Raw genomic sequence first — 19,131 nt, forward strand, 5'->3', positions numbered from 1 at the left:
CATGTCCGAGTTTCCGCTGTGGGTGTGGATCAGTTTTGCCGGCGTCCTCGGCCTGCTGGTCGGCAGTTTCCTCAACGTGGTGATCCTGCGATTACCCGCGCGGATGGAAGCCCTGTGGCGGCGGGAGGCCCGCGAGGTGCTGCAGCTGGAGCCTGATGACGCCTCCGCGCTGCCGCCGGGCATCGTGCGCGAGCGCTCGCACTGTCCGCACTGCAAGCATCCGCTGGCAGCGAGGGACAACGTCCCCCTGCTGGGGTGGTTGATGCTGAAAGGCCGGTGCCGCTACTGCCGCGCCCCGGTCTCGCCCCAATACCCGTTGGTGGAGTTGCTCAGCGGCGTGTGCAGCGCGGTCGTGGTGTGGCGCTTCGGCGCCACCCCGGCGGCGGCGGCAGGACTGTTCCTGAGCTGGATGCTGATCGCCCTGTCCGGCATCGATTTCCGCACCCAGCTGCTGCCGGACCAGCTGGTTTATCCGCTGCTGTGGGTCGGCCTGCTGCTCTCGCTCGGCCCGATGTTCGTCGCGCCAGGCACGGCCATTCTGGGCGCCGCCATCGGGTATCTGAGCCTGTGGAGCGTTTACTGGGGCTTCAAGCTGCTGACCGGCAAGGAGGGCATGGGCCATGGCGACTTCAAATTGCTCGCGGCACTGGGCGCCTGGATGGGTGTGACCTGTCTGCTTCCGGTGGTGCTGCTGTCATCGCTCATCGGCGCGATCGTAGGCGGCAGCCTGATGGCGATGCGGAAGCATGAGCGAGATCTCCCGATGCCGTTTGGCCCTTTCATAGCAGCTGCCGGCTGGGTCTGGTTCGTGGCCGGCGATCGCTTGCTCGGCGCTTACCTGCACCTCAGCGGGCTGCGCTAGGACCCGCCATGACGCGCTTCGTGGTCGCGCTCACCGGGGGTGTTGCAGCGGGCAAGACCGCCACGTCGCGCTGCTTCGAAACCCGCGGGATCGCCGTGTACGACGCCGACCAGGCGGCGCGCGAGGTGGTCGAGCCCGGCAGCTCCGGGCTGGCGGCGATTGTGCAGGCCTTCGGCAGCGAGGTGCTGGGGAGCGACGGGCGGCTGGACCGCCCCGCCATGCGGCATCGCATCTTTGCTGATCAGGACGCCCGGGCCACGCTGGAGTCGATCGTCCATCCGCGCGTGCGCCAGTGGCTGAGAGATCGTGCCGGCGCCGATGCCGGACCGTACTGCGTGCTCGCCATTCCCCTGCTGGTGGAAAACCTGCCCCACTACCGCTGGGTCGATCGGGTGCTTGCGGTGGAGCTGCCCGAGGCAGAACAGATGGCGCGCCTGATGGCACGCGATGGCGTGGACGAGGAACTGGCGCGTCGCATGCTTGCCAGCCAGGCCAGCCGCGCCGAGCGCTTGGCCATCGCCGATGATGTCATCGACAACCGGGGCGACCGCGATGCACTGGACGCACAGGTGGCGACGCTGCACACGAAGTATCTCGCCCTGAGTACTGCCCGCACTGCCTGATCCTCTGGCGCGGCACGCCTCGCTTCCGACCCGAGGAGATACGCCTCAGCGCGCCGAAGTGCCGGCCGGCGCAGCCGGGTCGGCAGCCGTATCCAGGAGTCGGTGCAGGATGTGCTGGTCGGCCGGCGCCAGCTGCGTCACGTCCACCGCGTTCGGCAGGCACCAGCGCAGTGCCTGCCCTTCAACCGACCGTGCGGTGCCTTCCCATGCGTGCACGCGCCAGGTATCGAGCAGCAGACTGAGCGCGTCATAACGCCAGGGCAGCACCACGAACGGCGTGCAGGAAAGCACGTGGATGCCCAGCTCCTCGTGCAGTTCACGCGCCAGCCCCTCAGCCGGCGACTCGCCGGGCTCAAGCTTGCCTCCGGGAAACTCCCACAGGCCGGCCAGATGCTTGCCCACTGGCCGCTCGCACAGCAGTACCCGGCCGTGCGTATCACACAGCACGCCCGCCATCACATGGAGCGGTGCCGGAGCCGGAGACGACGCATTCATTACTGGCTGCGAATGTATTCGACCATGTCGAAATCGTAGGCGTGCGCGGCGTCCGCCTTGTGGTGGGTACGCGCCACCTCGGTCCAGTCGCTGAAGTGCACGCCGGGAAAGAAGGTATCCGCACCTTCTACAGCGGCGCTGACCCAGGTGAGATACAGACGTTGCGCAACGTGCAGCGTCTCGGCGTAGACCTGGCCGCCTCCGATCACCATCAGCCCGGTGCCATCGGCGCGTGCGCGCGCCTCTTCGATCGACCGGACGGTGACCTGACCCGGGAACGGTGCCTCGTGGCGACGGGACAGCACCAGATTCGTCCGGTCCGGGAGCGCCCGGCCAATGGCCAGCGCGGTGTTGTAGCCCATCAGCACGTATTTGCCGAGCGTGAGCTGCTTGAACCAGCGCAGATCATCCGGCAGATGCCACGGCAGCTTCCCGTGGCGGCCAATGGCAAAATTCTCGTCAAGAGCGGCGATCAGCGAAACGGCCATGGCAGTCCTTCGGCGCATGAAGTTGCGGCGCGGGGACCGCGCCATCACAGGCTGTGATGGTACCGCGGCGCGCGCGTCGTCACACCGCGACAGGAGCCTTGATGGCCGGGTGCGACACGTAGTCCACGAAGGCGACATCCTCGAAGCGGAAGTCGAAGATCGACGCAACCTCCGGATTGAGCCGCAGCCGCGGCAGCGGCAACGGCTCGCGCGAAAGCTGCAGCCGCGCCTGTTCGACATGATTGGCGTACAGGTGCGCGTCCCCCAGCGTGTGCACGAAGTCGCCGACCTCCAGGCCACATACCTGCGCCACCATGTGGGTCAGCAAGGCATAGCTGGCGATGTTGAACGGCACGCCCAGGAAGATGTCACCTGACCGCTGGTACAGCTGGCAACTGAGCCGCCCTTGGGCAACGTAGAACTGGAACATCGTGTGGCAGGGCATCAGCGCCATCTGCGACAGCTCGCCCACGTTCCATGCGCTGACGATCAGCCGGCGCGAATCGGGGTTGCGGCGGATCTCGTCAACCACCCAGCGGATCTGGTCGACGACGCCGCCGTCGGCCGTGGGCCATGCACGCCACTGCCGCCCATAGACCGGGCCCAGTTCGCCCTGCTCGTCAGCCCACTCGTCCCAGATGCGGACGCCGTGCTCCTTCAGATAGCCGATGTTGGTCTCGCCGCGCAGGAACCAGATCAGCTCGTGCACGATCGATTTCAGATGCAGCTTCTTGGTGGTCACCAAGGGAAAGCCCTGGCGAAGGTCGAAACGCATCTGCCAGCCGAACACGCTGCGCGTGCCGGTGCCGGTGCGGTCGGATTTGTCGGTGCCGTGTTCCAGCACGTGGCGAAGCAGGTCGAGGTAGGCGCGCATCCGGCAAGGATAACGGTGCCGCCGGCGGTGTGGGAGCCAACTCCGGCATGACATCGGTCACTCGCCCGGTCACCCGACGCGGCCTAGACTCGGGCTTTCACCCAAGGAGATCAGCGCCATGACGCAGTGGTATTTCAGCTACGGCAAGAACACCGACCGCATCGGCCCGCTGGACGACGTCGCTGCGCGCGAACAGGCCCGCAACCAGCCCGACGGCTACTGCTGGCGCGAAGGCATTGGCGAGTGGCAGCCGATCCGCGCGGTGGCCGAGCTGCAGGCCGGCCTGGACGCGGCGCCGCCGCCCGCACCGCCCAGCCGCAGCAGCAGCGCCGACGACATCGACCACCGCATTGTCGGCACCGACATGCAGTTCGTGGAGATCGAACTGGATCCCGGCGAGAGCGCGATCGCCGAGGCCGGCGCGCTGATGTACAAGGAAGCCCACGTGCAGATGGACACGGTGTTCGGCGACGGCTCGACCGCCAGCCAGGGCGGTGGCCTCATGGACAAGCTGCTTTCCGCCGGCAAGCGGGTGATCACCGGCGAGAGCCTGTTCACCACCGTGTTCACGCACACCGGGCAGGGCAAGGCCAAGGTGGCCTTCGCGGCGCCCTACCCCGGCACCGTGATGGCGATGAAGCTGTCCGAGCACGGCGGCCGCCTGATCTGCCAGAAGGACTCGTTCCTCGCCGGCGCCCGCGGCGTGCAGCTGGGCATCTTCTTCCAGCGCAAGATCCTCACCGGGCTGTTCGGCGGCGACGGCTTCATCATGCAGAAGCTCGAGGGCGACGGCTGGGTCTTCGTGCACGCGGGCGGCACCGTGGTGCAGCGGGAGCTGCGTGCCGGCGAGCGGCTCGATGTCGACACCGGCTGCGTCGTGGCCTTCCACGACACCGTGAGCATGGACGTGAAGGCGGTCGGCGGCATCAAGAGCATGGTGTTCGGCGGCGAGGGCATGTTCCTGGCCACGCTGACCGGTCCGGGCACGGTCTGGCTGCAGTCGCTGCCGTTCTCCCGGATGGCCGGCCGCATGCTCGCCGCTGCACCGCAGGGCGGCGGCCAGCGCCGCGGCGAAGGCTCGATCCTCGGAGGACTGGGAGACATCCTCGGCGGCGACCGCAACTTCTAGGCAGCCCTGCCCCTCGGCCCGCCGGGTTCAGCCCCGGCGGGCCGAGGGGCCGCAGCCACGGGGGCGGCGCCGAAGCCGCTCCCGCCGCCACGTACGATGAAGCCCGCTGCTGCTCGCCAGCCCGGTTCTTATGCCCTCGCGATATGGCCAGCCTCTCGGACGGCGGCGTCATGGCCGAGGCCACTGCGCCGAGCCGCCCTCAGTCGTGCGCGGCGAGCGGCGACTGCGGCGGGGCGATCGGCAGCGTCGGTGCGCGGCGCGACAGCCCGATCAGCACCACGCCCACCACGATCAGCGGGATCGACTGCACCTGCCCCATGGTGAGCCAGTTCCATGCGAGATAGCCGAGCTGCGCGTCCGGGACGCGCACGAACTCAACCGCAAACCGGAAGCCGCCATACATCAGCGCGAACAGGCCGGAGATCAGGTAGCGCGGCCGTGGCTTGAGCGATACCAGCCACAGCACCACGAACATCACCAGCCCTTCGAGCACCATCTCGTAGAGCTGAGAGGGGTGGCGCGGCAATGCTCCGAACTGGCGCAGCCGCTCGCCCAGGGACGGGTCTGCCGCCGCCAGCTGCAGATCCTCGGTCGCCGAGCCGGGGAAGATCATTGCCCAAGGCGCGTCGCTGGGCTTGCCCCACAGCTCGCCGTTGACGAAGTTGCCGAACCGCCCCAGCCCCAGACCCAGCGGCACCAGCGGGGCAACGAAGTCGATCGTGTCGAACGGGTGCAGCCGATGTCGCCGGGACCACCACCAGCCGGCCAGCACCACGCCCAGCAAGCCGCCGTGGAAGCTCATGCCGCCGTCCCACACCTTGAACAGCGACAACGGCTCGCGCCACATCCAGCCGATGCCACCGGCGTAGTAGAACAGCATGTACCAGACACGGCCGCCCACGATCACACCCATCATTCCGTAGAAGAACAGGTCGCCCAGCGCGTCCCGACTCACCGGCAGCCGCCCCCGCCGGCGCCGGTACTCGCCCAGCACCGCCACCAGCACGAAGCCCAGCAGGTACATCAGCCCGTACCAGTGCACCTGGAGGAAGCCCAGGCGAAAAGCGACCGGGTCGAAGTGGACGATGAAAGGGGGCGTCATAAGCAGCAAGGAGGCCGGCAAAAACGCAGAGTGTACCGGTACGAACGTAGGCCAACTGCGGACAAAAACCTGCTTCCCCGACATCGACCGTCGAAATCACCGGGAGCTGGCATACTTGACCCGGACCGGGGATGTCGGGATTGCAGGGGCTCCGACTCCTCCCGGCGGCGCGCTCCTCGCCGCCGGATCAATGCAGGGAGCAACAGGGGAAAAACATGCAGATGCGTCTGTCGCGGACTTTACTGTCCGCCATGCTCGTGGTCATGCCCATCGCAGGCATCGCCGCGGAGCAGATTCCGGCAAGCACCTTCGCGAAACACTCGACGATATCGAAGCCCCGGCTCTCGCCGGACGGGCAGCATATCGCGGTGCGGATGGACGGCGACGATGGTGCCCACGCGCTAGTAGTTTTCAAGATAGCCGACATGAGTCGGCCGGTAAGCATGCTGCGTCTGCCAAGGTACCAACTTCCGGCAGACTTCCTCTGGACCAGCAACACGCGATTGATCATCGAAAAGGGGAGGGAATTCGGCTCGTTGGACAAGCCGCTGCTGACCGGCGAGATCATCGCTGCGGATCTGGATGGCAAGCATCAGGACTACCTGTACGGCTACGAGGCGAACAGCGGGTTCGACGCAAACGAGGGACGCCGAAGCAATCGCGGGGGAGATCATGGCTGGGCCGAGGTAGAGGGAATTCCCGAACCCTCCAATGGCCACTTCTACATGACTGCGCACAGCTGGGACAACAGCGACAAAAGCATGCTGTATGACGTGGATGCCGACAGTGGCGCTCGTCACCTGATCGGAGACATCGGCATTGGTGGCATGGAATTCATGGTCGGTCGCGATGGTAAGGCGCACTATGCCTATGGCCGAAATGCCGACTTCAACTATGTCGTCTATCACCGGGTGGGAGCCAGCTGGGCGGCAATGGGTGCGGAGCAGGTCGGAGGCAGTTTTGCGCCGATCAGCAGTACGCCGGACGGCAACGGGATTTACGCAAGTTACGCACCGGATGGCGGCCCCACGTCGCTCGTGCAGGAGAGCGAGAGCGGCGGAGAGCGCAAGATGCTGGCGGTGCCGGTGATCGGGGAGGTCGACACGATTGAGTGGACTGCCATCCCGCGTCAGCCATTCGCCACGACACTGGCGACCGGTATCCCCCGGACGAGCTATATCGAACTGAGTTCACCAGCCTCCAAACTTCATCGCGCGTTGAGCCAGAAGTTCGCCGGGTCTCTGGTCCACTTTGTCAATTTCAGCGATGACGGCGGCGAGCTTCTCTTCGGCGTGGCAAACGACCACAACCCGGGCACCTTCTATCTGATCGATACGCGCACCTACAAGGTGCAGAAGCTGTTCGACGTGGCACCGTGGATCGACCCGAACCAGATGGCCGAGCGGCGTCCTCTGATGTTCAAGACGAGCGACGGAACCACGCTCGAGGCGATCCTGACGATCCCGAAGAACAAGCAGCCAGACAACCTGCCGATGGTACTGATGCCCCACGGCGGACCCACCGGTGTGCGTGATGACTGGTTCTTTGAAGATGATGCCCAGTTCCTGGCCAGTCGCGGCTACCTGGTGCTGCAGGTCAACTATCGAGGCTCCAGCGGGCGGGGCGCGGACTTCCAGGAAGCGGCCTACCGGAAGTGGGGCACCCGGGTGCAGCAGGACCTGATCGAAGGCGTCAAATGGGCGATCGCGCAGCACTTCGCCGATCCTGACCGCATATGTATCTACGGGGGCAGTTTCGGAGGTTATTCTGCCTTGATGGCACCGATTCGCGCGCCGGGCCTGTTCAAGTGCGCTGTAGGCTACGCGGGCATCTACGACCTCGGCATGATGTACGACAAGGGCGACATCAGGGAAAGCGAGAGCGGACGGAACTACCTGAAGGTGGCCATCGGAGAAGATGCCGCAGAGCTTGACAGCAACTCACCGGCCAAGCTCGCCGGGAAGATCGACGTACCGGTGCTTCTCATCCATGGCGAGGAGGATCAGCGCGCGCCATTCGCCCAGTTCAAGGCGATGCGGGCCGCACTGGATGAAGCGCACAAGCCGTACGAGACACTCACCAAGCCAAAGGAAGGTCACGGGTTCTACAACGAGAAAAACAACGTCGAGCTCTACGACCGGCTGCAGGCTTTTCTCGAGAAATACATCGGCAAGGGCGCCTGACATCGTCCAGAAAAGGCCGCCTCCCGGCGGCCTTTTCTTTACTGGCTACAGAACCACCGGGCGATCGGAAAGCTCACCGGGGTTTTCTCTACCTTCGCTCGGAAATGAAGCGAGCAGCACGGCATGTACAGCCTGGATGCCGTTGACGCTGCCCTGCCGCCACTCTCCGCGCTGATAGCACTCGTGCATGGCCCTGCATACGGCATCCCACGCGGAGCGGCTTGTGCGTGCCGAGACACCTCGATCGGCAACGATCTCGATCCGCCGCTCGGCCAGAAGCAGGTAGATGAGCACACCGCTGTTGTGCTCGGTATCCCACACGCCCAGCTGGGCGAACACTTGCTCCGCGCGCTGCCGCGGCGTCATGCCGGACCACACCGCAGCTACCGGCAGGCGCGACTCGACCGCGAACCGCACCTCGCCCAGATGATGTTTTTCGCCGTCTGAAACCGCGCGTGCCAGCGCGTCGAGCAGGTCGGGCGGAAACCGCCGGCGCAACTGAAACCAGCCGCCGAACGCGTTCGCAAGCAGGCGCTGCATCCGAGTCATCACCAACTCCCCGACGATCCGCCGCCACCGAAACTGCCGCCGCCACCGCTGAAGCCGCCACCGCCGCCGCCGAAACTGCCGCCGCCGAACCCGCCACCGCCGCCAAAGCCGCCGCCGCCGAATCCGCCCCAGCCACCGGGACCGATCGAGCGACCGCCACCGCCGGGCAACAGCATCAGCACGCCGCCAATCAGAAGCCCCAGAAGCCCCGCACCCACGGTGGCAGCCAGCGCCCACAACAGGCCGCCGGTGATCAGGGCGCCGAGTGGAGTGCGCACCAGCACGTGAATCCGTCCGAACAGGCGACGCAGGAAAAATGCCACGAACACGCCGATCAGCAACGTGTGACCCATGTTGCCGGAACGACCGGAGTCTTTCGCGCGCGCTGGCGGCGGCAGGCTCTCGCCGTTGATCAGGGTGGTCAACGCATCGACGCCGGCATCGATGCCGCCATAGAAGTCGCCCTGCTTGAAGCGCGACTCGATGAACTCACGCCGGATGCGGGCGGTGGCAGCATCCGGTACCGCGCCCTCCAGTCCGTAGCCCACCTCGATGCGATCGCGCCGGTCGTCCTTGGCCACGAGCAGCAGGATGCCGTCATCCGTGCCCTTGCGGCCGATCCGGTTGGCCTCGGCCACCGCCAGCGAATAGCTCTCGATGTCGCGGTCACCGGTGGTCGGCACCATCAGCACGACCAGCTGCGTGCCCTTGGCCTTCTCCAGCGCCACCAGCTTGGCATCGAGCGTGTCGACCTGCTGCGCGGTCAGGGTCCCGGTGAGGTCGGTGACGTGCCGCTTGAGCACCGGCACGTCTTGCGCCGCCGCGGGCAAGGCCCATGCGAGCGCCAACAGCGCGAGCACCAGCAGGCGCATGAGGCGCCGCATCACCTCAGCGCGCCGAGGCGGCCGCGGCCGGCGCGGACGTGCCGAAGTCGACCCGGGGTGCCGTCGAGATGGCTTTCTCGTTCTCGACGCTGAAGTTCGGCTTGACCTGGTAGCCGAACATCTTGGCGGTCAGGTTGTTCGGAAAGCTGCGGATCATGGTGTTGTATTCCTGCACCGCCTGGACGTACCGGTTGCGGGCCACGGTGACACGGTTCTCGGTGCCCTCGAGCTGCGCCTGCAGGTTCTGGAACAGCCCGTCGGCCTTCAGCTGGGGATAGTTCTCGCTCACCACCATCAGCCGCGAAAGCGCGCTGGAAAGCTCGCCCTGCGCGGCCTGGAACTGCTTGTGCTTGGCCGCGTCATTGACCGTATCGGCGCCGACCTGGATCGAGCCGACCCTCGCCCGGGCCTCGGTCACCTCGGTGAACACCTTCTCCTCGTGCTGGGCGTAGCCCTTCACCGTGTTGACCAGGTTCGGCACCAGGTCGGCCCGGCGCTGGTACTGGTTGAGCACCTCCGACCACGACGCCTTGACCGCCTCGTCCTGCCGCTGGATGGCGTTGTAGCCACAGCCGGAAAGGCCGGCAAGAAGCAACAAGAGCACGCTGACGCGCAGGAATTTCATGGCTTTCACTCCCAGGATGGAATCGGATGACGTGCAGGCGATGCGCAGCATACGACGCGCCGCGTGCAGCGGCATGACGGCCGCCCTCAGAACCAGCGCGGCAGCAGGATCAGCCCCCAGCACAGCATGGTGAACACCAGCAGCAGGAACACGGCGGCCGAGCCCATGTCCTTGGCACGGCCGGCCAGTTCGTGGAACTCCGGGCTGACCTTGTCCACCACTGCCTCGATCGCCGAGTTGAGCAACTCTGCCGACAGCACCAGCGCCGCCGGCATCACCAGTGCGATCTTTTCCAGCGCGCCGTGGCCGAGCCACAGGCCCAGCGGCACCAGCACGATCGCCAGGATCGCCTCGAGCCGGAACGACGCCTCGTGCCGCCATGCCGCCTGCAGCCCCTTCATCGACCAGCGAAATGCGTTCCAGAGCTGGCGGGGATCGCCGCGAAAGCCGCTGCCGGGCATGGATGTCTCCTGAGAAAAAACGGACGCGCCGGGCGACGGCCCCGTCGCCACGCGAACCAGCCGCGGCGGCGCGAGGATGATGCCACAGCCCCGCATCGCCGACGCCGGCAGGCCCGCCGCGGCGCGATCCGGGCGGGCGTGCCGGGCCTGCTGCTTTTTGGCGCGGTGCAACCACGGCCGGGCACGGGATCGGGTAGGCTTCGACGGTTGTGTCCGCTGGTCCGGGCACAGTGAGGCGGCGCGCTGGCACGCAGCGCCATGGCATGAATCTGGTCGGAATCCACATGGCACTTCAGAACCCACCCGTGTCGCAGACGCGCGCGTTCAGTACCGTCTTCCTCATCGAGATGTGGGAGCGCTTCGGCTTCTACGGCATGCAGGTGCTGATGGTCACCTACATGATGAAGAAGCTCGGCTTCGTCGACAGCCGCGCCAATCTGGTGTGGGGCGCGGCGGCCGCGCTGATCTACGCCACCCCCGCCATCGGTGGCTGGATCGGCGACAAGCTGCTCGGCACGCGCCGCACCATGTTGCTCGGCGCGGTGGTGCTGGCGCTGGGCTACGCGATGCTGTGGATCCCCTCCAGCGACCCCACGCTGCTCTACAGCGCACTGGGCGTGATCGTGGTCGGCAATGGCTTCTTCAAGCCCAATGCCGGCAACCTGGTGCGAAAGATCTACGAGGGCGACGACACCAAGATCGACAGCGCCTTCACCATCTACTACATGGCAGTAAACGTGGGCTCGATGATCTCGATGACGGCCACGCCGTGGATCCGCGATCACGTGGCCGCACGCTACGGCGACAACTGGGGCTGGCACACCGCGTTCGGCGCCTGCGCCATCGGCCTGATGCTGGGCCTGGTCAACTACGCACTGATGTTCCGCACGCTTGCGCACATCGGATCGCCGCCGGACAACCAGCCGGTCAAGCCGATGCGCGCGCTGGCGCTGCTGGCCGCGTCGCTGGTGATGGTCGCGGTGGTCGCCTTCATCCTGCAGAGCCTGCTGGCGGCCAAGATCTGCGTGTACCTGGCCGGCGTGGTGATCCTGGGCATCTTCGTGCACCTGATCCGCAGTGCGGAGCAGACCGAGCGCGCCGGCCTGATCGCCGCCCTGGTGCTCACGGTGCAGACGATCTTCTTCTTCATTTTCTACGCCCAGATGGCGACCTCGCTGAACCTGTTCGCACAGCGCAACGTCGATACCGACATGAACCTGCTCGGGTTCCACATCCAATGGATCCCCGAGCAGTACCAGAACCTCAACGCGATCTGGATCGTGCTGCTCAGCCCGGTGCTGGTGTGGATCTACAACGCCCTGGGCCGGTTCGGCCGCAACCCGTCGGTCGCGGTGAAGTTCGCCTGGGGCTTCGGCGCCGTGGCAGCCGGCTTCTTCGTCTACGGCATCGGCGCGATCTGGGCGGTGAACGGCCAGGTCTCGTCCTGGACCATGGTCTGGGGCTACGGCCTGTACTCTCTCGGCGAGTTGCTGGTGTCCGGGCTGGGCCTGGCGATGATCGCCCGCTACGTGCCGGCGCGCATGGGCGGCTTCATGATGGGCGCGTACTACGTCGCCGTCGGCATCTCGCAGTACCTGGGCAGCGTGGTGGCCAACTATGCGCACATTCCCGAAGGCCTCACCGACCCGCTGCAGTCGCTGGCGATCTACACCAGCCTGTTCAACAAGCTCGGTTTCGTGGGCATTGGCTGCACGGTGATCGCGCTGCTGGTGCTGCCGCTGATGAAAAAGCTCTCCACCAGCCACGCCAACGACGCCTCGCTGCGCACCCCGCTGCCGGCGTCGCGCAGCGAAGAAGGCTATAACAACCCCGTCACGTGATTGCGCGGTCCGCTGCCACCGGCAGCGGGCCCTGCTGCGGATCGTCATGCTCCATCTCGCCTCGCCCCAGCGCTTTGCCCCCTCCGCCCTGACCCGAACCCTGGCGTGGTTGCGCCTGTGCGCAATCGTCGGGCAAAGCAGTGCCGTGCTGGTGGCGGCGCTGTGGATGCACATGGAGGTGCCGGTATTGCCGCTGATGGTGGCGATCGGCTTCCACGCGGTGTTCGCCGCATTCGCCTCCTGGCGGCTGACCCAGCCGTGGCCGGTACGGGAGTGGGAAACCATCGGCCACATCGCGGTGGATACGGTGGTGCTGTGGTGCCTGCTTTACTTCACCGGCGGCGCCACCAATCCGTTCGTGACGCTGCTGCTGATGCCGATCGCGCTGGGCGCCGCCGCGCTCACGGTACCGGCGCTGCTGGCGGTGTCGGCGCTGACCGGGCTGGCCTACCTGATGCTGATCGGGCACTACGTGCCGTTGCCGCCGGTGATGGACGGCCCCGGCGGCTTCGCGCTGCACGTGATCGGCATGGCGGTGAACTTCGTGATCACCGCGGCGCTGCTGGGATTCTTCATCAACCGACTGGCCAGCGCGGTGCGCCAGCAGCAGATCGAAGTGCAGCGCGTGCGTGAGCGCGCGCTGCGCGACGAGGGCATCCTGGCCATCGCCACCCAGGCGGCAGGTGCCGCCCACGAACTCAACACCCCGCTCTCCACTATGCGCACGCTGCTGCCCGAGCTGCGCCGCGACCACCGCGCCGACCCGGTGCTTGCCGACGACCTGGCCCTGCTGCAGGACCAGGTCGAACGCTGTCGCACGATCCTTCGCGAGATGGTGGCCTTCGGCAAGGCGCAGCTGTCGCAGGAAGAGCAGCAGATGAGCCTGGGCCAGTTCGTGCGCGGCTGCCTGGAGCGCTTCCAGTTATTGCGGCCGGAGGCCGAGCTGGAGCTCGAACTCGACGCCGACACCGCCAGCACCGTGCTGCGCAGCCCGCCGGGCTTGCGCCACGCGCTGATCAACCTGCTCAACAACGCCGCCGATGCCTCCGCCCAGCGCGGTTCGCAGCAGGTGGCGCTGCGGGTCCGGCACGACGGCGACTGGCTGGAACTGCGTGTCAGCGATCATGGCCCCGGTTTCGTCACCAGCCGGCCCGGCACCGTGCTGGGCCAGAGCCAGAAACAGGGTGGACTGGGCATCGGGCTGACGCTGGCCGAGGCGACCGCCGACCGCCTCAGCGGCGAACTCACCGCGGTCAACACCGAAGATGGCGCCGTGGTGAGCATCCGCCTGCCGCTGTCGGCGATGGCCGGCGGCTGACACCCACCACGTCGCCGCGCCGCGGCACGTGCATGCGCGCCACGCTGCGGCAACAATAGACAAAGCGGCTCCTTTGGAAACAACGATGACCGATTCGATTGCCCCCGCTCCCCAGCGTCCCCTGCTGATCATCGACGACGACGTCACCTTCGGCCGGGTGCTCGCCCGCGCCCTCGGTTCGCGAGGGTTCGAGGTGATCAATGCCGTCAGCGCCGACGAGGCACGCGCGCTTACCCGGCGCCACCAGCCGCGCTACTGCGTGCTGGACCTCAAGCTGGGCGAGGAGAACGGCCTGCGGCTGATCCCCGACCTGCAGCGGCTGGTGCCGGACATGCGCATCCTGCTGCTCACCGGCTACGCCTCGATCGCCACTGCGGTGGAGGCAATCAAGCGCGGCGCGCACGACTACCTGGCCAAGCCGGTGGACGCGGATGCGGTGGTGCGCGCGCTGGTCGACGGCGATGGCCCGCATGCCGACGACGATGACGTGCTCGATGCGCCGGAAGCCCCGCTGGCACTGCGCCGACTGGAGTGGGAGCACATCCATCGCGTGCTCACCGAGTGCGACGGCAACATCTCCGAAACCGCCCGCAGACTGGGCATGCATCGGCGCACGCTGCAGCGCAAGCTGAGCAAGCATCCGGTGCGCGAGCGGCCCGAGCGCGACGACTGACCGCCAGGATCAGTAGCCGGACGCCGCGTCGTCGGGTGCCGGAGCCGGAGCCGGCAGCAGTTCGCCGGTACCGTCGTCTTCGTCGCCGTAGATCGCCACGTGCGCAACGCCGGCGCCATCGATCCAGCCACGGAACATGCCGTCCGTGTTGAACGGCATGGCGATGTGCCCCTGATCATCCAGCGCGATGGCGCCGCCGCTGCCGCCCATGGCCGGAATCTCCTGGTTGATCACCTCGGCTGCCGCCCGCGCCAGCGGCACGCGCAGCTGGGTCACCCGTGAACAGATGGCGTAGGCCGCCACCGTACGCATGTAGAACTCGCCCCAGCCGGTGCCGGAGATCGCGCAGCTTGCATTGGCATAGGTGCCCGCGCCGATGATCGGCGAGTCGCCGACCCGGCCGGGCATCTTGTCGTTGGTGCCACCGGTGGAGGTCCCGGCCGCCAGATGGCCATGCGCATCCAGGGCCACCGCACCGACCGTGCCGAAGTGACGCGAGCCGCCCGCCGCGTCGTGCAACGAGCCCGCTGCGTCCTCGCGAAGCGCCTGCTGCAGTTGCTGCCAGCGTTCCTCGGTGCGGAACCATGCCGGTGTCTCGCGCGCGAGACCCTGCGCCTGCGCAAATGCTTCAGCTCCGCCGCCGACCAGCATCACGTGCGGCGTGTGCTCCATCACCGCGCGGGCCAGCTGGATCGGATGGCGCACCCCCGACACCGCCGCCACCGAACCCGCACGCAGCGTGTAGCCGTCCATGATGGCGGCGTCCATCTCGAGCGTGCCGGCGTGGGTGAACACCGAACCACGACCGGCGTTGAACAGCGGATCGTCCTCCAGCACGGCCAGCGATGCCGTTACCGCATCCACCGAGGGCTTGCCCGCCTTGAGCTCCGCATAGCCGGCCCTGAGCGCGAGGGTGAGCGCAGCCCGCACCGCCTTCTCGCGCGCCGGCGGCATGTCCCGCCGCAATACGCCTGCCCCGCCGTGAATCACCAGCACCGGGCCGGCTGCGTGGGCGGACAGTGCCAGCCCGAGCAAAGCAAGCAGGCTCCAAAGACGGCGACGCGGCTTCACGTGTGCATACTCCCCGGCGATGCGGGGAGTATATCGGCCGGCACCGGCGGCTACTGGGCAACAAATCGCACGGTGTGGCCGGAAAACCGGGGTTTCATTCCGACCAGGTTGCCAATCAGCTGCAGTGCGGCTCGGGGCGGCACCCCCTCGAAGTTGCCAGCCACCGGGAGGGCGTCGTCAAGCGATGCCGGGTCGACCAAGGTCAGCCCGGCCCGTTCGGCAAAGATGGACGCCATGGCACGAGCACTGGGGCCGGCGAACCGGGCGTGCACGTTGCCGTCATCGACGATCGGTCGCGGCGTGCCGCACCCCGGCCAGGCAGTGAGGTCCAGGCGCAGCGTGTGGTCCGCGCCGGCCACCACCCGGCCGATCTGGATCGCCGCCTTCTGGCCGACTCGCGTGCGCAGGATCGGCGTCGCTGGCGCGTCGAGCGACCCGCCCGCGAGCCTGGCATGGATCTCCAACTGGCCATCCGGTGCGGGCACGACCCCCACCTGCCCTTGCCAGGGTGGCAGCGTCGTGTCCGTGGTGAGGACAAAGCGGTAGGCATCGCCCGCGTCTTTGAGGCAGGTGGTGGAGTGCAGATGGGGAGGTTCGCCGCCGACACTTGCCGCCAAATCCAGCGTGAAAGCCGCGTTGCCAGACGCGTCGCCCGGCGTTCCTGCGGGAACATGGGCACAGCCGTCTTGCAGTCGGGCGATCTCCGGAACATCCGGGCTCTCGCACCGCCAGCGCATCGTCTTGTGCTGCGCGTCGGGCATCGCCACCAGCACGACGTGCCCGCCGCCGGCCGAATTCCTCAGCGTGGCAGCGAGTCGGCCGTCCGCAAACTTCACGCCTTCGACGTCCTTGCCGACGATCAGCGACGCATCGGGCAGTCGCGCGGCGGCGTTGTCGGCCGGCAGCTCGTAGCCGTGGTGGAGCCAGTAGTCGGCAACCGCGGTCCTGGCGCCGTCGAACAGCGCCAGCGCCTCTTTCACGGCTTCCGCTGATGGATGATGCGTCGCCGGCGATGGCTGCGCGGCGTAAACGGCGAGCGAGCCGGCCAGCACGATCGCGCCGAGCGCGGCACGGCCGGCCAGGCGACGGACAGGGGTGAGAACGGGCAGCTTCAACATGGCGACTCTCTCCGTGAGCGGGTGACGGGCGGACCAGGAACACCCCACCGGCAGCATCAGCGGCGAGGACTGGGTTTTTAGCATGGCGTTGGCGTAGTCCCGGCGCGGGGCGCCGTGCGCGCGCAACACGGCGGCATCACAGGCGAGCTCCTGGTCTTGGCACAGGCAGCCCAGTGCAACCCAGGCCAGCGGATGGAACCAGAACAGCGTGACCAGGCTCTGGGCGAGCAGCCGCCACAGGCCGTCGCGGCGCCGGGCATGCGCCTGCTCGTGGGCGAGGATGAGCGCCTGCTCGGTCGGGGTGTAGCGCGCATGGAAGTCCGCTGGCAGCACGATGCGCACGCCAAGCGCCCCCACCACGGCGGGTCCGAGGTCGCTTCGCGTGGCCTGCCACACCGGGCAATACGCACCGGCGATATCGACCGTCCGCGCGCCCGCGAGGCGACGCAGGTAGCGTCGCTGGGCCATGCCGATCAGCAACAGCACACCGACCGCACCGGCCAGCCAGCCGGCCATGATCAGCAAGGGCCAGGGGATCGTCCATGCCGGCGCGTTCGCCACCGGCGCCCAGCTCCCTCCGCCGGCGATGCGCACCACAACAGGCGGCAGCGCATCCACGCGAACGGCCGGGTGCGGCATCTGCACGGCCGCCAGCACCAGCGGCACCAGCGACCACAACAGCGGCATCGCCTCGGCGCCACAGGCGCGTCGCAGCAACCGGCGCAAGACAAGTACCAGCGCCACCGCCAGGGTAAACACCCAGATCATCCGGGCCGCGTGGCTCATCCACGTTGAGGCCATGGCCTCAAGGCTGTTCATCGTCGAGCTCCTCCAGCAGCTGGCGCAGTTCGGCGATGTCCTTCTTCGTCAGCTTGCGCTGCTCCGAGAAGTGCGCCACCAGCGGCGCCACGCGTCCGCCGAACAGGCGGTCGAGCAAGCTCTTGCTGCTCTGGTGCACGTACTTCTCGCGCGGCAGCAGCGGGCTGTACAGATAGCGCCGGCCGTCGCGTTCCGCTTTCACCGCCTTCTTCTTCAACAGCCGGTTGAGCAGCGACTTCACCGTCCCCTCCTGCCACTGCTGGGCCCGGCCGACCTCGGCCAGGATTTCCTCGGCGCTGCGCGGGGCGCTGCGCCACAGCACTTCCATCACCACGGCTTCGGCTTCGCTGATCATGACGGGCTCACGTTTACATGCGTAATCGAACATCATGTTTACATGTGTAATCGATGAGCGTCAACCGACTTCCGACCCGCGCAGGGACCGGCCCTGGCGCATCAGCGCCATTGGGGGCTGGCGCAGACGCGGGGCATGGGACCTTGGTACGAGGCGGCACTTCGTCGTTCCGTCGTATCCTTGGGCGCTGATTCCCACGCTGAGCAGGCATCGCAATGGACAAGGTTTACGCAAGCGCCGAGAAAGCCCTGGACGGACTGCTGGTCGACGGCATGACGATCGCCGCGGGCGGCTTCGGCCTGTGCGGCATTCCCGAAAACCTCATCGGTGCCCTGCTGGCCGCCGGCACGACCGGGCTGACCATCGTCGGCAACAACGCCGGCGTGGACGACTTCGGCATGGGGCCGCTGCTGAAGACCCGTCAGGTGAAGCGCGTGTACGCCTCCTACGTGGGCGAGAACAAGGAATTTGAACGGCAGGTGCTGGCTGGCGAGCTGGAGCTGCATCTGGTGCCGCAGGGCACACTGGCAGAGAAGCTGCGTGCCGGTGGCGCCGGCATTCCCGGTTTCTACACGCGCACGGCGTTTGGCACCAAGCTGGCCGAGGGCAAGGAAACCAAGACTTTCGACGGCAAGGAGTACGTGCTGGAAGAGGCGATCCGTGCCGACGTGTCCATCGTCAAGGCGTGGAAGGGCGACCGGCTGGGCAACCTGGTGTTCCGCAAGACTGCGCGCAACTTCAACCCGATGATCGCCACCTGCGGCCAGGTGTGCGTGGCCGAGGTGGAGGAGCTGGTGGAAGTCGGCACGCTCAAGCCGGATCAGATCCACGTGCCGGGCATCTACGTCGACCGCATCATCCAGGGTGCGGCCTACGAGAAGCGCATCGAGTTCCGCACCGTGGCCGGCGCCAACACGGGTAAGGAAAGCCCGATCCGCAACGCGATGGCGCGCCGCGCCGCCAGGGAACTGCGCGACGGCTTCTACGTCAACCTGGGCATCGGCATTCCCACGCTGGTCGCGAACTTCATTCCCGAGGGGATGGACGTGATCCTGCAGTCGGAGAACGGCCTGCTCGGCATTGGTCCGTTCCCGGACGACGCGCACGTCGACCCGGACCTGATCAATGCGGGCAAGCAGACCATCACCACCCTGCCCGGCTCGAGCTTCTTCTCCAGCGCCGACTCGTTCGCGATGATCCGCGGCGGCCACATCGACCTGTCGATCCTCGGTGGCCTGGAAGTGTCATGCCACGGCGACCTGGCGAACTGGATGGTGCCCGGCAAGATGGTCAAGGGCCCCGGTGGGGCGATGGACCTGGTCAGCGGCGTGAAGCGCGTGGTGGTGCTGATGGAGCACACCGCAAAAGACGGGTCGCCGAAGATCCGCGAGCAGTGCGACCTGCCTCTCACCGGCACGCAGGTGGTGGATCTGATCATCACCGATCTGTGCGTGTTCGAGGTCGACAAGGGCCGCGGGCTGACCCTCACCGAGCTGCACGAAGGCGTGACACTGGATCAGGTCCGCGAGAAGACCGGCTGCACGTTCGCCGTGTCGCCGACACTGCAGGACTGACGCGGCTCAGCGCCTCGCGCCTCGCCGGGCCGGAATGCCGGCGGGCGCGCACCTGATGCACGCTCCACGGCACCACGCCAAGCGGAC

19 protein-coding genes and 1 pseudogene are annotated in these 19,131 nt (G+C 67.2%); 9 read left to right on the forward strand and 11 right to left on the reverse strand.

The window, feature by feature from the left end:
- Nucleotide 1 precedes the first annotated feature (1 nt).
- Nucleotides 2–862: a prepilin peptidase gene (locus VFG40_RS13350; RefSeq protein ID WP_324898278.1), complete on the forward strand. Its 861-nt coding sequence runs from the start codon at nucleotides 2–4 to the stop codon at nucleotides 860–862.
- Nucleotides 863–870: 8 nt separating this feature from the next.
- On the forward strand, nucleotides 871–1,485 hold the full coding sequence (gene coaE / locus VFG40_RS13355; protein WP_324898280.1) for a dephospho-CoA kinase: 615 nt from the start codon (nucleotides 871–873) through the stop codon (nucleotides 1,483–1,485).
- Between the two features lie 45 nt (nucleotides 1,486–1,530).
- Here coaE and VFG40_RS13360 read toward each other — a convergent pair whose 3' ends face one another.
- The 3 genes from VFG40_RS13360 to VFG40_RS13370 form a co-directional block, all read right to left on the reverse strand.
- A complete protein-coding gene (locus tag VFG40_RS13360) occupies nucleotides 1,531–1,980 on the reverse strand; it encodes a (deoxy)nucleoside triphosphate pyrophosphohydrolase (RefSeq protein ID WP_324898282.1) in 450 nt (149 codons plus the stop codon).
- On the reverse strand, nucleotides 1,980–2,468 hold the full coding sequence (locus tag VFG40_RS13365) for a dihydrofolate reductase (RefSeq protein ID WP_324898284.1): 489 nt from the start codon (nucleotides 2,466–2,468) through the stop codon (nucleotides 1,980–1,982). The genes VFG40_RS13360 and VFG40_RS13365 overlap by 1 nt, the downstream gene beginning before the upstream one ends.
- A 79-nt stretch (nucleotides 2,469–2,547) precedes the next feature.
- Complete coding sequence (locus VFG40_RS13370; protein ID WP_324898286.1) at nucleotides 2,548–3,342, reverse strand: thymidylate synthase; 795 nt, start codon at nucleotides 3,340–3,342, stop codon at nucleotides 2,548–2,550.
- A gap of 118 nt (nucleotides 3,343–3,460) precedes the next feature.
- Between VFG40_RS13370 and VFG40_RS13375 the strand changes: the two genes are divergently transcribed.
- The gene (locus VFG40_RS13375; RefSeq protein WP_324898288.1) at nucleotides 3,461–4,471 is read left to right on the forward strand and encodes a TIGR00266 family protein; all 1,011 of its coding nucleotides are present in this window, start codon (nucleotides 3,461–3,463) and stop codon (nucleotides 4,469–4,471) included.
- Between the two features lie 199 nt (nucleotides 4,472–4,670).
- Here VFG40_RS13375 and lgt read toward each other — a convergent pair whose 3' ends face one another.
- Nucleotides 4,671–5,573 carry a prolipoprotein diacylglyceryl transferase gene (gene lgt / locus VFG40_RS13380; protein ID WP_324898290.1) on the reverse strand — a complete coding sequence of 301 codons (903 nt, stop codon included), beginning with the start codon at nucleotides 5,571–5,573 and terminating at the stop codon, nucleotides 4,671–4,673.
- A 215-nt stretch (nucleotides 5,574–5,788) separates the two neighbouring features.
- On the opposite strand from lgt, the gene VFG40_RS13385 reads away from it, so the two are divergent.
- Nucleotides 5,789–7,756: an alpha/beta hydrolase family protein gene (locus VFG40_RS13385; RefSeq protein ID WP_324898292.1), complete on the forward strand. Its 1,968-nt coding sequence runs from the start codon at nucleotides 5,789–5,791 to the stop codon at nucleotides 7,754–7,756.
- Nucleotides 7,757–7,801: 45 nt separating this feature from the next.
- Here VFG40_RS13385 and VFG40_RS13390 read toward each other — a convergent pair whose 3' ends face one another.
- The 4 genes from VFG40_RS13390 to VFG40_RS13405 all read right to left on the reverse strand — a co-directional run bounded on the left by VFG40_RS13390 (nucleotide 7,802) and on the right by VFG40_RS13405 (nucleotide 10,275).
- Entirely contained in the window at nucleotides 7,802–8,305 is a 504-nt protein-coding gene (locus tag VFG40_RS13390) for a TPM domain-containing protein (protein WP_324898294.1), read from the reverse strand.
- Entirely contained in the window at nucleotides 8,305–9,177 is an 873-nt protein-coding gene (locus VFG40_RS13395) for a TPM domain-containing protein (protein WP_324898296.1), read from the reverse strand. The genes VFG40_RS13390 and VFG40_RS13395 overlap by 1 nt, the downstream gene beginning before the upstream one ends.
- Before the next feature lie 16 nt (nucleotides 9,178–9,193).
- Entirely contained in the window at nucleotides 9,194–9,814 is a 621-nt protein-coding gene (locus VFG40_RS13400) for a LemA family protein (RefSeq protein WP_324898298.1), read from the reverse strand.
- Between the two features lie 86 nt (nucleotides 9,815–9,900).
- Nucleotides 9,901–10,275, reverse strand: a complete 375-nt coding sequence (locus VFG40_RS13405) for a diacylglycerol kinase (RefSeq protein WP_324898300.1) — start codon at nucleotides 10,273–10,275, stop codon at nucleotides 9,901–9,903.
- Nucleotides 10,276–10,559: 284 nt separating this feature from the next.
- On the opposite strand from VFG40_RS13405, the gene VFG40_RS13410 reads away from it, so the two are divergent.
- From VFG40_RS13410 to VFG40_RS13420, 3 genes are all read left to right on the forward strand, one after another.
- Nucleotides 10,560–12,116: a peptide MFS transporter gene (locus VFG40_RS13410; protein WP_324898302.1), complete on the forward strand. Its 1,557-nt coding sequence runs from the start codon at nucleotides 10,560–10,562 to the stop codon at nucleotides 12,114–12,116.
- Between the two features lie 46 nt (nucleotides 12,117–12,162).
- Entirely contained in the window at nucleotides 12,163–13,434 is a 1,272-nt protein-coding gene (locus VFG40_RS13415; protein WP_324898304.1) for an ATP-binding protein, read from the forward strand.
- Nucleotides 13,435–13,519: 85 nt separating this feature from the next.
- Complete coding sequence (locus VFG40_RS13420; protein WP_324898306.1) at nucleotides 13,520–14,107, forward strand: response regulator transcription factor; 588 nt, start codon at nucleotides 13,520–13,522, stop codon at nucleotides 14,105–14,107.
- 9 nt (nucleotides 14,108–14,116) lie between these two features.
- Here the strand turns inward: VFG40_RS13420 and VFG40_RS13425 are convergent, their stop codons facing one another.
- Genes VFG40_RS13425 through VFG40_RS13435 form a run of 3 tightly spaced genes read right to left on the reverse strand, consistent with a single transcriptional unit; the run spans nucleotide 14,117 to nucleotide 17,470 of the window.
- Complete coding sequence (locus VFG40_RS13425) at nucleotides 14,117–15,178, reverse strand: isoaspartyl peptidase/L-asparaginase family protein (protein ID WP_324898308.1); 1,062 nt, start codon at nucleotides 15,176–15,178, stop codon at nucleotides 14,117–14,119.
- A 50-nt stretch (nucleotides 15,179–15,228) separates the two neighbouring features.
- Nucleotides 15,229–17,115 carry a M56 family metallopeptidase gene (locus VFG40_RS13430; protein WP_324898310.1) on the reverse strand — a complete coding sequence of 629 codons (1,887 nt, stop codon included), beginning with the start codon at nucleotides 17,113–17,115 and terminating at the stop codon, nucleotides 15,229–15,231.
- Entirely contained in the window at nucleotides 17,102–17,470 is a 369-nt protein-coding gene (locus VFG40_RS13435; RefSeq protein ID WP_324898312.1) for a BlaI/MecI/CopY family transcriptional regulator, read from the reverse strand. Before VFG40_RS13435 ends, VFG40_RS13430 begins: the two co-directional genes overlap by 14 nt.
- 215 nt (nucleotides 17,471–17,685) lie before the next feature.
- Between VFG40_RS13435 and VFG40_RS13440 the strand changes: the two are divergent.
- Both VFG40_RS13440 and VFG40_RS13445 read left to right on the forward strand, forming a co-directional pair.
- Nucleotides 17,686–18,321 (forward strand): annotated as a pseudogene (locus tag VFG40_RS13440) (CoA transferase subunit A); the annotation flags it as partial.
- A gap of 93 nt (nucleotides 18,322–18,414) precedes the next feature.
- Nucleotides 18,415–19,044 carry a 3-oxoacid CoA-transferase subunit B gene (locus tag VFG40_RS13445; RefSeq protein WP_324898645.1) on the forward strand — a complete coding sequence of 210 codons (630 nt, stop codon included), beginning with the start codon at nucleotides 18,415–18,417 and terminating at the stop codon, nucleotides 19,042–19,044.
- Nucleotides 19,045–19,131: the final 87 nt, after the last annotated feature.

Origin of the sequence: Dyella sp., from assembly GCF_035685805.1 — a bacterium.
Taxonomy (GTDB): domain Bacteria; phylum Pseudomonadota; class Gammaproteobacteria; order Xanthomonadales; family Rhodanobacteraceae; genus Dyella_A.

Excerpts from the sequence above, each read along its gene's own strand:
- VFG40_RS13350 (WP_324898278.1), top strand. The coding sequence starts at position 2 with ATGTCCGAGTTTCCGCTGTGGGTGTGGATCAGTTTTGCCGGCGTCCTC.
- coaE (WP_324898280.1), top strand. The coding sequence starts at position 871 with ATGACGCGCTTCGTGGTCGCGCTCACCGGGGGTGTTGCAGCGGGCAAG.
- VFG40_RS13360 (WP_324898282.1), bottom strand. The coding sequence starts at position 1,980 with ATGAATGCGTCGTCTCCGGCTCCGGCACCGCTCCATGTGATGGCGGGC.
- VFG40_RS13365 (WP_324898284.1), bottom strand. The coding sequence starts at position 2,468 with ATGGCCGTTTCGCTGATCGCCGCTCTTGACGAGAATTTTGCCATTGGC.
- VFG40_RS13370 (WP_324898286.1), bottom strand. The coding sequence starts at position 3,342 with ATGCGCGCCTACCTCGACCTGCTTCGCCACGTGCTGGAACACGGCACC.
- VFG40_RS13375 (WP_324898288.1), top strand. The coding sequence starts at position 3,461 with ATGACGCAGTGGTATTTCAGCTACGGCAAGAACACCGACCGCATCGGC.
- lgt (WP_324898290.1), bottom strand. The coding sequence starts at position 5,573 with ATGACGCCCCCTTTCATCGTCCACTTCGACCCGGTCGCTTTTCGCCTG.
- VFG40_RS13385 (WP_324898292.1), top strand. The coding sequence starts at position 5,789 with ATGCAGATGCGTCTGTCGCGGACTTTACTGTCCGCCATGCTCGTGGTC.
- VFG40_RS13390 (WP_324898294.1), bottom strand. The coding sequence starts at position 8,305 with ATGACTCGGATGCAGCGCCTGCTTGCGAACGCGTTCGGCGGCTGGTTT.
- VFG40_RS13395 (WP_324898296.1), bottom strand. The coding sequence starts at position 9,177 with ATGCGCCTGCTGGTGCTCGCGCTGTTGGCGCTCGCATGGGCCTTGCCC.
- VFG40_RS13400 (WP_324898298.1), bottom strand. The coding sequence starts at position 9,814 with ATGAAATTCCTGCGCGTCAGCGTGCTCTTGTTGCTTCTTGCCGGCCTT.
- VFG40_RS13405 (WP_324898300.1), bottom strand. The coding sequence starts at position 10,275 with ATGCCCGGCAGCGGCTTTCGCGGCGATCCCCGCCAGCTCTGGAACGCA.
- VFG40_RS13410 (WP_324898302.1), top strand. The coding sequence starts at position 10,560 with ATGGCACTTCAGAACCCACCCGTGTCGCAGACGCGCGCGTTCAGTACC.
- VFG40_RS13415 (WP_324898304.1), top strand. The coding sequence starts at position 12,163 with ATGCTCCATCTCGCCTCGCCCCAGCGCTTTGCCCCCTCCGCCCTGACC.
- VFG40_RS13420 (WP_324898306.1), top strand. The coding sequence starts at position 13,520 with ATGACCGATTCGATTGCCCCCGCTCCCCAGCGTCCCCTGCTGATCATC.
- VFG40_RS13430 (WP_324898310.1), bottom strand. The coding sequence starts at position 17,115 with ATGAACAGCCTTGAGGCCATGGCCTCAACGTGGATGAGCCACGCGGCC.
- VFG40_RS13435 (WP_324898312.1), bottom strand. The coding sequence starts at position 17,470 with ATGATCAGCGAAGCCGAAGCCGTGGTGATGGAAGTGCTGTGGCGCAGC.
- VFG40_RS13445 (WP_324898645.1), top strand. The coding sequence starts at position 18,415 with ATGGCGCGCCGCGCCGCCAGGGAACTGCGCGACGGCTTCTACGTCAAC.